Genomic DNA, 9,372 nt, shown 5'->3' with positions numbered 1-9,372 from the left:
CCCTTCAGGTCGGCCAGCGTCTTCACGCCCGAATCCTTGCTGGCGACGATCTGGATGTAGTTGGGGTAGATGGCGGCAGGACGACGGCCAGTTCCGGCGTGTGGCCGCCGGGCGCGGCGCGGCGGAAGGCGGTGGCCTGCTGCTCCAGATTGGCGAAGGGGTCCAGCCCCAATTGGCTCCAGCGCGGGACGCGGGCGACCAGACCGCGCCCGGCCAGCCGCACATGGTCGTGGGCCACGCCCCGGCGCGGCATCGGCTCCAGCGCCGCGGGCGGCAGGCCGGCGAAGGCGGGCAGCCGGGTCAGCGCGGCATGAAGACCGGCGGTGCCGTTCACACCTGATGCTCGCGCAGGCGCGGCATCAGTTCGACGAGGTTGCAGGGGCGGTGCCGGTTGTCGAGCTGGAAGACCAGGATGTCGTCCCAGGCGTCGCGGCAGGCGCTGGGCGAACCCGGCAGCGCGAAGACGTAGGTGCCGTTGGCGACCCCGCCGGTCGCCCGGCTCTGGATCGTCGAAGTGCCGACCTTGGCGTAGCTGAGTTGGCGGAACAGTTCGCCGAAGCCGGGGATCGGCTTGTCGAACAGGGCCTCCACGGCCTCCGGAGTCACGTCGCGGCCCGTCACGCCGGTGCCGCCGGTGGTCAGCACCACGTCGATCTCCGGATCGGCGATCCAAGCCTGGACCTGGGCGCGGATGGCGGCGATGTCGTCCTTCACGATGGCGCGGGCGCCCAGCCGGTGGCCGGCGCCGGTCAGCCGCTCCACCAGCGCGTCGCCCGAGCGGTCGTCGCTGAGCGTGCGCGTGTCGGAAACGGTCACGACGGCGATGTTGACGGGCAGGAACGGACGGGATTCGTCAATTTTCGGCATCGGCGGATTCGGCGTGTTGGGCGACCTGGGTGGACCGGGCCGCCGGGAAGACATCCACCGGCATATAGACCGGCCAGCGGCCCTCCGCAACGGCGTCCAGCGATTCCGTCTCCTGCCCCAGGCGCAGGCGGTAGATCCAGAAGTTGGCGACCACCTTTTCCACGTAATTGCGCGTTTCGGCGTAGGGCAGGCTCTCGATGAACAGCAGCGGGTCGTTGACGTCCGCCAACTCCTTGCGCCAGCGCGCCAGCGTGCCGGGGCCGGCGTTGTAGGCCGCGGTCAGCAGGAACAGGTTGTTGCCGATGTCCTGGCCGTTCAGAAGCTCCGCCAGATAGCGCTGCCCGAGTTCCATGTTGGTGGACGGGTCGAACAGGCCGCTGCGGGCGGTGTCGGCCTCGCCGATGTCGGCGTTGCGCTCCTGCACATGCTGGGCGGTGGCGGGCATGATCTGCATCAGGCCGGTGGCCCCGGCGGAGCTGACCAGCTTCGGGTCGAAGCGCGATTCCTGCCGCATCACCGCGAAGACCAGCGCCCGGTCCACGGCGAAGCCGTCGCGCGGCTTCCAATGCGGCACGGGGTAGAGCGCCGCGGTGTAGGGCGCGCCGTCCGGCCCGGCCACCGCGTTGCCGACCTGGAGCGCCAGACCCGGCAGCCCGGCGCGGTCGGCCAGAGCCACCAGCGCCTGCTCCGCCAGCGAATCGCCGCGCGGGTGGATGCGGCGCAGCTCCATCTCCGCCGTCTCGCGCTGGCCGGCCTGGATCAGGGCGATGGCGCGGGCGCCGCCGGGCAGGGCGGACAGTGCCTTCAGGTGGCGCCCGGTCAGCTCCGGCGTGCGCCAGTTCAGGTCGCCGGACCCGCCCAGCTTGCGGTGGGCCAGCAGCCCGTAGAAGGTGTGCGGGTAGCGCGCCGCGGCGGCCAGATGGACGCGGGCCTGCTCCTCCCGGCCCCGGCGGGCGTGGGCGCGGGCGGCCCAGAAGCCGGCGGCGGAGGCCAGCCAGGGCGATTGGGGACCGGCCTCGGCCAGGGCGGTGAAGTGGCGGGCGGCGCGGTCGTACTGCTTCAGCCTCCAGGCGGCGAGGCCGGCGATCCACTGCGCCTCCGTCACCGCCGGGCCGGAGCGGGCGGGGCTGGCCGAGGCCAGCGACAGGGCCTGCGACACCTCGCCGGAGTAATAGAGCGAAGCGGCGATGCGGGCCCGCGCCCGGTCGTACTGCACCGAATCGAGGTTCCGCCCGATCTCGTCCTGATTCAGCAGAGACAGCGCCGCACCCGGCTTTCCGGCGCGCAGAAGGTCCGTCACGCGGGAAACGGCGGCGTGGTCGGTCCGGCTGGCGCTGGCGGTGCGGCTGCGCGGGGCGACGGTGAGCTTGTTCTTGTCGTCCGCCGCCTCGGCGCTCTTCTCCGGATCGCTCTGCTCGTCGTCGGAAACGGTTTCCGGAAGCGGTTCGGGGCGCAGGCCGCCCAGCCGTTCCAGCGATCCGGTCAGCCGCTCCCCGTCGCCGCCCCGCGGCGGCTTCAGGGCGCGCTGTCCGGCGGGGGCGCGGCGCTGGGCCAGCGCGTGGATGCGCTCGGCGCCCGGCAGGTCGCCGTAGCGCTGGAGCCACGCCGCCAGCTCGTCATAGCCCGCCTTGCGGTCGGGGTGCAGATAGCGCTGGCGCAGAACGTGACCCATCAGCCGGCGGTCGCGCAGCAGGCGGATCTCCCAGTCGGCGCCCTCCCACTCCCCGCGTTCCTGAAGGGCGAAGATGCGCCGGTAATGGCGGGCGTCCTCTTCCGTCAACTGGATGGCGCGGGCGTCGGCGTCCGTCGCCAGAAGCAGGGTCTGCTCGGCATGCTCGAAGCCCGGCGGGACGACGGGTCGTCCATCCGGCGCGTGGATCACAAGCCCTGCCTGGGCCGGGCGGTAACCGCCCGTCGGGTCCGGTGCCGCGCACAGCGCCAGCGCCACCCCCGCAATTCCCAGAACCTTCCGCCGCAGCGAGACGGTGTTTGCTGCGCTGCACAATATCCGGAACATGATATTCGAATAACCGCTGTTGGCGAGAATCGCAAGAAGATGATTCCCCAACAGCGGTCGAGCCTGTCTGTTCGCAAGGGTTTTCAGCAACTTAGGAGGTGCAGAAAAATGGCCCTAGCCCGGTGGGAAGACCCATTTGGCGCAAGGTCATGGGCCTTTCTGTGCTGTTTGGCGCAACGGCATAGCGGTGACTTGGTAAACCAATCCGATCTTTCGAAGTACTTGGGTAATGTTTGGAATGTCTATGGATGTCGAATGTTCGAATGCCCGCGCAAGAAAAGGTGCAATAAGAGGGACATTTTAAATAAGGGGTGGCGTTAACCGTTTCGCGGAGCATGCGACCCCGCCCCATCGGCGCCCCCCATCGGCGCCCCCCATCGGCGCCCCCCATCGGCGCACTGGGGGGAGCGTCGCCGCGGGCAGCCGATGCCCGCTCGGAAGATTTTCGTAAAATTTTTCGGGAAATTCTCGACGGGCGCCTGCCGGCCCATGCCGCCGTCTTACGTCACGCCACCTTGGCGTGGGCGATGGCTTCGCGGACGCTCACGCCCTTGCGCAGGATGTTGTCCACGGCGCGGCCCTGCACCATCGTGATGCCGACCTTGTGGGCGTAGACGAGGCTCGACACGCTGTCGCAGCGCGCCAGGATGAACTTGCAGCGGTCCTGTTCCTGGATGCGCTCGATGAAATACTTCTCGAAGGTCGGGTCCATCTCCAGCATGTCGTTGGACCAGAAGATCTTCGCGTAGTCGGCGTTCAGATATTCCAGATCGAAGTTCGTCACCCAGAAGGGGTTCAGCCCGTCCACCGCGATCTGGTAGCGGCGGTCCTGGGCGAATTCCACCACCTCGTTGAACAGCGACAGGTTCTCGATCAGGTCGCCCTTGGAGATCTCAAGGACCACCTGGCCGCGGAAATCGAGGGGAAGCCGCTCGTCGAACTTCACGAACCCTGTGGAGATCACCGTGGACAGGTTGATGTTGATGCCGATGCGCCGGCCCCGCATGAAGCTGAGCCCGTGATTCAGCGCGCGCAGCACCGACTGGTCGAGGTTCGCCGTGAAATAGTTGAACAGCCACTTGTTGGCCGTGATGTCGTATTCCGGGCAGAGCCGTTCCTGAAGCAGCTTGATGGAGATGTAGAGTTCGAAATAGGCCATGTCCTCTTCGGCGTTGCGGCCGATGTTGGCGATGGCCTGGTTGAACAGGAAGGGCGACAGGTCGAACATCTGCATGGAGCGTTCGAGCTTCGCCATCTCCTCCAGCGTGATCGGCGGCTTGGTCTCGTTGGAATGGTTGCCGGTCTCGTTGGCCTGCAACTCTTCGATGAAACGGATGACGTTGATGAAATTCAACGCCAGTTCCATGATCGAATAGAGGGAATATTCCTTGTAGGGGTTCGGCCCGGTCAGCGTCGTCTTCGCCAGGAAGATCTGCTCCACCTTCTGGCAGACGTCGGTGACGCCGGTCAGCTTCAGGCCCTTGTAGAGGATGATGACGTCGCCGTTGGAGATGTTGAAGGACTGGAGATAGGACGCCTTGTTCGCCAGTTCCTGGATGATCGTGCGGACGATCATCTGGCTGGACGGGTCCTTGTCCCGCAGCAGCGACAGATGCATGTGGATCAGGCGCATGCCCTGCAACTCGGACTTCGCAGAGCGGAGAAGATTCAGCAGCTTGTCGTTGTCAAATTCGGGCTTCTGGTCCTTCGCGGCGGCGACGGCGGCCTGCTTCTCCGTCGTGGAGAGGCGGACGCGGTCGCGTCCCATGGGTGGTTTGCCGCCGAACCTGCTCATAACACGAAATCCCCCAGGTGGGCACATAGGGCGTGTGCGCACCTTATAGGCGAGAATTCCATCCGCGAACCACACCGCGCCGATACACGGCATGGGTACGGAGCCCGTGACTTATTAGCCCTGACCTTTTTTAACAATGCCTTAAAGCGGTGTTAATTGCGATGAATTGTTTCACAATTTTGGCTAAACGTCGCGAAGCTGATCGAACCTGTCACGGCACCAGCCCGATTCTTACCTCTTTCTGGAACGATTCTGGACGGGGCCGTTCACGACCCCGTTCCATCACCGGCCGGAACGATGCGGACACGGCGGTCGAGCACCGCCAGACCGATGCGCCCGTGCTTCAGGGCCAGCGCGTCCTCCCCGAACAATTCCCGGCGCCATCCGTGCATGGCGGGCACCTGGGCCTCGTCGTCCGCGGCGATGGCCTCCAGGTCGGCGGCGGAGGCGACCAGCTTGGACGCGACGTTGTTCTCCTCGCACTTCATCTTCAGGAGCACGCGCAGAAGTTCAACAACCGGTTGCAGTCCGGGCGGCGGCTCCTCGCGCGGCTCGACGCGCGGCAGGTCGGCCTCCGGAACGTCCAGCCCCTTCTGGACGCAGGCCAGCACGTCGGCGCCCTGCCGCCCCTCGGCGAAGCCGCGGCCCATGCCGCGCGTGCGGGCGAGGTCGTCCACGCTGGTCGGGGCGTGGGCGGCGATCTCCAGCAGCGCCTCGTCCCGCAGCACGCGGGAGCGGGGCAGGTCGCGGCGTTGCGCCTCGCGCTCCCGCCACGCCGCCAGCTCCTTGAGGACGGCCATGAAGCGCGGCTTGTTGGTGCGCACCTTCAGCCGCAGCCAGGAGCTGTCCGGGTCCACCTGGTAGGTGGCCGGGTCGGTCAGGACGGCCATCTCCTCCTCCAGCCAGTGGGCGCGGCCCGACCGGACGAGGCGGCGCTTCAGCTTCTCGTAGGCCGGGCGCAGATGGATCACGTCGGAGAGCGCGTAGGTCAGCTGCCGCTCGGTCAGGGGGCGGTGCGACCAGTCGGTGAAGCGGCTGGACTTGTCGATGCGGGCGCCGGCCAGCTTGGTGACCAGCGTCTCGTACCCCACGCTCTCGCCGAAGCCGCAGACCATGGCGGCGACCTGGGTGTCGAACAGCGGGTGGGGGATCTGGCCGGACAGATGCCAGAAGATCTCCACGTCCTGCCGGGCGGCGTGGAACACCTTCAGGATGGCGGGGTCCACCATGACGCGGAACAGCGGCGCCAGATCGATGCCCTCGGCCAGCGGGTCGATGGCGACCGCGCCGTCCGGTCCGCCCACCTGCACCAGGCAGAGCTGCGGCCAGTAGGTCTTCTCGCGCAGGAATTCGGTATCGACGGTGATGTAGTCCGCCCCGGCCAGCGAGCGGCAGAAGGCGTCGAGGTCTTCGGTGGTCGTGATGAGTGTCATGCGGGGTTCATACACGAGCGCGCGTCCGCGCGAAAGCTCGCCCTTCGGCAAGTCTCCCCGGTAGCATCGGACGCGGATGGCGACTTGACATTCCCGCGCGGTCGGTGTGGTGTGTCGGGCCGCTTTTCCGCGCAGGATTCCGACCTTTTCCAAGGTGTTTCGACCCATGCACCCCTACCGCACGCACACCTGCGGCCAGCTTCGCGAAGAGAACGCCGGTCAGATTGTCCGCCTGTCGGGCTGGATCAACCGCAAGCGCGACCATGGACAGCTCCTGTTCATCGACCTGCGCGACCATTACGGCCTGACGCAGTGCGTGGTCGACACCTCCAACCCGGCCTTCCAGGCGGCGGAGCGGCTGAAGCTGGAATCGGTGATCACCGTGACCGGCAAGGTGGTGAAGCGCACGGCGGAGACCATCAACGACCGCCTGCCGACCGGGCGCATCGAGGTGCAGATCGCCGAGTTGACGGTGCAGGGCGAGGCGGAGCAGATCCCGCTGCAGGTCAATCAGGACACCGACGCCGGCGAGGACGTGCGCCTGCGCTACCGCTTCCTGGACCTGCGCCGCGAGCGCATCCACGAGAACATCCTGATGCGCTCGCGCGTCATCGCGTCGGCGCGCCGCCGCATGATCGAGCAGGGCTTCACGGAGTTCCAGACGCCGATCCTCACCGCCTCCTCGCCGGAGGGTGCGCGCGACTATCTGGTGCCCAGCCGCAACCATCCCGGCAAGTTCTACGCCCTGCCGCAGGCGCCGCAGCAGTTCAAGCAGCTGCTGATGGTCGCCGGCTTCGACCGCTATTTCCAGATCGCCCCCTGCTTCCGTGACGAGGACGCCCGCGCCGACCGCAGCCCGGGCGAGTTCTACCAGCTCGACTTCGAGATGTCCTTCGTCACCCAGGACGACGTCTTCGCCGCCATCGAGCCGGTGCTGCACGGCATCTTCGACGAGTTCGGCGGCTTCCGCCGCGAGACGCCGCCGGTCATCGACAAGCCGCCCTTCCGCCGCATCTCCTTCGCGGAGTCGATGCTGAAGTATGGCAACGACAAGCCGGACCTGCGCAACCCGCTGGAAATCACCGACGTCACCGCGGTGTTCAAGCGCGACGACGTGGAGTTCCGCGCCTTCAAGCAGACGCTGGAGAAGGGCGGCGTGGTCCGCGCCGTCCGCGCCCCGAAGGTGTCCGACAAGCCGCGCAGCTTCTTCGACAAGCTGAACGACTGGGCGCGCGGCCTGGGCGCGCCGGGTCTCGGCTACATCATCTTCGAGGCGGCGGGTGGCAAGGGCCCGATCGCCAAGTTCGTGCCGGAGGCCGCCCAGGCGGAACTGCGCACGCTGGCGGGTGTGGAGGACGGCGACGCGGTCTTCTTCGTCTGCGACCAGCCCGGCCCGGCGGCCAAGCTGGCCGGCTTCGCCCGCACGAAGATCGGCGAGGAGCTGGACCTGATCGAGAAGAACGCCTTCCGCTTCTGCTGGATCGTCGACTTCCCGATGTACGAACTGGACGAGGAGACCAACAAGGTCATCTTCAGCCACAACCCCTTCTCCATGCCGCAGGGCGGCCTGGAGGCGCTGAACACGATGAACCCGCTGGACATCAAGGCGTTCCAGTACGACATCGTGTGCAACGGCGTGGAGCTGTCCTCGGGCGCCATCCGGAACCATCTGCCGGAGGTGATGTACAAGGCGTTCGAGATCGCCGGCTACCCGCCGGAGGAGCTGGAAGCCCGCTTCGGCGGCATGCTGAGCGCCTTCAAGCTGGGCGCCCCGCCGCACGGCGGTTCGGCTCCGGGCATCGACCGCATCGTGATGCTGCTGGCCGACGAGCCGAACATCCGCGAGGTCATCGCCTTCCCGCTGAACCAGCGCGCCGAGGATCTGCTGATGCAGGCCCCGGCCCCGGTGGACCAGACGCGCCTGCGCGAGCTGCACCTGAAGCTGGACCTGCCGAAGCCGAAGGTCGCCGCCGAGACGCCGAAGGCCGCCACCTGACGCTTGATGAACCGTTTCCCTTGCCTCTCCGCTTCGGCGGGGAGGCAAGGGCGGCCCAAAAAGGAAAGCCCCCCGTCCGCAAGGCCGGGGGGCTTTCCTTTGAAACCGTATGGCGTCAGGCCGCGACGCTGCCGGCGGAGGGCGATCCGATCATCCGGTAATAGTTGGAGTCGGTGAGAACGAGGCAACTCAGCGTCTTGGCGTCGCCTTCGTCCTCCGTGCTGACCACGCGGGCATGCGGGATGCCGTACAGGGTCACGGTTTCCCGAACGCGCCAGGACCGCCCGTTGGTCGCGCCGACGGTCTGGAACACCTGTCCCACCAAAACCTGCTTCTTGGCCATAGAGAAACCCTCATCCTGCTGCCGGTGCGCGCCGCGGCTGTTGCCGGGGTGCCGGGGGCACCATGCACAGTGTAGGCCAGTTTCTCAAAATACGGTAAACTGATTTGTAACGAATTGCGCCAGAGGTTGCGGGTTATGCAACCAAAGGTCAGCATCCCGATTTGGGCAGAGCCTCCACCTTCTCCAGGATGGCGTTCACGGTGAAATCGCCGTAGTCGATCTGCATGGACTCGGCAACGCCGTTCTGCAGCAGGCGCAGGCTCATCTCGTACTCCGGCTGGGCGGAGTCGCTTTTCAGCGGGAAGAAGGCCATGCGCACCGGCCACGCCTTCTTGCCCTTCAGCAGCGGCTCGGCGCCGTCCTCCTTGGCCTGGATCGCGGCGCCGATGACCGTGGACACTTCGGTCGCACCTTCGGAGTCGGCGCCGTCGAAGACGATCCGGTTGAAGAAGGTGTCGCCCGCGCCGGCGTGGTCCAGCACGGCCAGGGTGTGCGCCGTCGGGAACATGGTGTTGGGGGGCAGCTCCATGTCCTGAGGCTCCGGCTTGGAGAAGGCGGCGGTGCCGGTGCCGTCCTTGGCCAGCCGGGCGTCGCCGCGCACCTCCTCGTCCTCCTCGCCGTTGATCAGCTTGCGGACGTTGAAGCGGTAACGCCGCCCGTCCTTCGCCTCCCACGTCGTGTAGTTGGTGGTCATCGCCATCTCGTCGCCTTCGGCGTAGACGAAGCGGAGCTGGAAGCGCTGCTCCGTCGTCCAGCCGTCGCAGGCGTCGGCCCATTCGAACAGCATGCGGCCCCGCACGTCGCTGACCTTCGAGCTGTTGCGGGCGGACAGCAGCGACATCTTGTAGACGGCGCGGTGGGGCAGGATGTTCGCCGCGGCACCCGCCGCCGCGCCCGCCGCGCCGGCGGCACCGGCGGGCG

Annotated in this window: 8 protein-coding genes; 1 reads left to right on the top strand and 7 read right to left on the bottom strand. The window is 67.1% G+C overall.

Annotated elements, in window-relative coordinates:
- Window positions 1–22 precede the first annotated feature (22 nt).
- The 5 genes from QSG27_RS25440 to rnd form a co-directional block, all read right to left on the bottom strand.
- Entirely contained in the window at window positions 23–334 is a 312-nt protein-coding gene (locus QSG27_RS25440) for a hypothetical protein (RefSeq protein WP_306711108.1), read from the bottom strand.
- Complete coding sequence (gene moaB / locus QSG27_RS25435; protein WP_306711106.1) at window positions 331–867, bottom strand: molybdenum cofactor biosynthesis protein B; 537 nt, start codon at window positions 865–867, stop codon at window positions 331–333. The genes QSG27_RS25440 and moaB overlap by 4 nt, the downstream gene beginning before the upstream one ends.
- On the bottom strand, window positions 854–2,884 hold the full coding sequence (locus QSG27_RS25430; RefSeq protein WP_306711104.1) for a lytic transglycosylase domain-containing protein: 2,031 nt from the start codon (window positions 2,882–2,884) through the stop codon (window positions 854–856). The genes moaB and QSG27_RS25430 overlap by 14 nt, the downstream gene beginning before the upstream one ends.
- A gap of 505 nt (window positions 2,885–3,389) precedes the next feature.
- On the bottom strand, window positions 3,390–4,679 hold the full coding sequence (locus QSG27_RS25425; RefSeq protein ID WP_306711102.1) for an EAL domain-containing protein: 1,290 nt from the start codon (window positions 4,677–4,679) through the stop codon (window positions 3,390–3,392).
- 266 nt (window positions 4,680–4,945) lie between these two features.
- Complete coding sequence (gene rnd / locus QSG27_RS25420) at window positions 4,946–6,112, bottom strand: ribonuclease D (protein WP_306711101.1); 1,167 nt, start codon at window positions 6,110–6,112, stop codon at window positions 4,946–4,948.
- A gap of 166 nt (window positions 6,113–6,278) precedes the next feature.
- Here rnd and aspS point away from each other — a divergent pair, with 166 nt between their 5' ends.
- Window positions 6,279–8,108 (top strand): aspartate--tRNA ligase, encoded by a 1,830-nt coding sequence (gene aspS / locus QSG27_RS25415; protein ID WP_306711099.1) that lies wholly within the window; start codon window positions 6,279–6,281, stop codon window positions 8,106–8,108.
- Between the two features lie 115 nt (window positions 8,109–8,223).
- Here the strand turns inward: aspS and QSG27_RS25410 are convergent, their stop codons facing one another.
- Both QSG27_RS25410 and QSG27_RS25405 read right to left on the bottom strand, forming a co-directional pair.
- Window positions 8,224–8,451, bottom strand: coding sequence for a hypothetical protein (locus tag QSG27_RS25410; protein ID WP_306711098.1), 228 nt, complete (start codon window positions 8,449–8,451; stop codon window positions 8,224–8,226).
- 148 nt (window positions 8,452–8,599) lie between these two features.
- Window positions 8,600–9,372 (bottom strand): cell envelope integrity EipB family protein (locus tag QSG27_RS25405; protein WP_306711096.1); only part of this gene is annotated, 773 nt, incomplete at its 5' end.

This window comes from Azospirillum isscasi (assembly GCF_030849505.1).
Lineage (GTDB): Bacteria > Pseudomonadota > Alphaproteobacteria > Azospirillales > Azospirillaceae > Azospirillum > Azospirillum isscasi.
The sequence above is the reverse complement of the archived record's forward strand: the minus strand, read 5'-3'. Positions and strand labels throughout refer to the sequence as shown.

Bases quoted from the DNA above. Each gene is read 5' to 3' on its own strand.
- QSG27_RS25410 (WP_306711098.1), bottom strand. From the start codon at position 8,451: ATGGCCAAGAAGCAGGTTTTGGTGGGACAGGTGTTCCAGACCGTCGGC.
- QSG27_RS25425 (WP_306711102.1), bottom strand. From the start codon at position 4,679: ATGAGCAGGTTCGGCGGCAAACCACCCATGGGACGCGACCGCGTCCGC.
- moaB (WP_306711106.1), bottom strand. From the start codon at position 867: ATGCCGAAAATTGACGAATCCCGTCCGTTCCTGCCCGTCAACATCGCC.
- aspS (WP_306711099.1), top strand. From the start codon at position 6,279: ATGCACCCCTACCGCACGCACACCTGCGGCCAGCTTCGCGAAGAGAAC.
- QSG27_RS25430 (WP_306711104.1), bottom strand. From the start codon at position 2,884: ATGTTCCGGATATTGTGCAGCGCAGCAAACACCGTCTCGCTGCGGCGG.
- rnd (WP_306711101.1), bottom strand. From the start codon at position 6,112: ATGACACTCATCACGACCACCGAAGACCTCGACGCCTTCTGCCGCTCG.